Source organism: Luteitalea sp. (assembly GCA_009377605.1).
GTDB lineage: Bacteria > Acidobacteriota > Vicinamibacteria > Vicinamibacterales > Vicinamibacteraceae > WHTT01.
On record WHTT01000299.1, the window covers coordinates 1 to 617 of the forward strand.

The following is a 617-nucleotide window of genomic DNA, read 5'->3' on the forward strand; positions in this document are numbered from 1 at the left end:
GGCCTCCTGTGTCGTTGATCAAGAGCGTGGCGGCGGCGATCAGCGAGGTCGATCGTCACTTGTCACTGACATTTCGTCCGCTCGACGAAGGGGTAAACGCGTCACTCCTTCAAGAGCGGATCATGGCGATGCTGTCCGGATTCTTCGGTGCGCTTGCCTTGCTCTTGGCCGCCATTGGTCTCTGCGGCGTGACGTCGTATTCGGTGAGTCGGCGCCGCGCGGAGATCGGCATCCGCATGGCGCTCGGCGCCTCGCCGGAGAGCATTCTTCGTTCCGTCGTCGGCTACGGTCTGCGGCTCAGCGCGGCGGGCATCGCGTTGGGCCTCGTCGCCGCGCTCCTCCTGACGCGCGGGATGACGACCATGCTGGTGGGGGTGAAACCGACCGACCCCGTCACCTTCGCGGCGATAGGGGTGGTGTTCTTCGTGGTCGCCGCAGTGTCGTCGTGGCTGCCGGCCCGCCGAGCGGCTGGGCTGGACCCGACCGCTTCGTTGAGAGAACGGTAGGTCTTCTGATGTGGTGGCCGCCGGTGAGGCGGCGCACCGCGTCCTGGTGCACCTCGATCTCAATCGGAGAGTTCATGACGCCGGTGTGCGCAACGTCGTCTCGCTGCTCGT

The 617-nt window shown here is 66.0% G+C and carries 1 protein-coding gene; it reads left to right on the top strand.

Features of this window, described 5'->3' with window-relative positions:
• Positions 1-26: 26 nt before the first annotated feature.
• Positions 27-506: an FtsX-like permease family protein gene (locus GEV06_29020; protein MPZ21882.1), complete on the top strand. Its 480-nt coding sequence runs from the start codon at positions 27-29 to the stop codon at positions 504-506.
• The last annotated feature ends 111 nt before the right edge of the window (positions 507-617 follow it).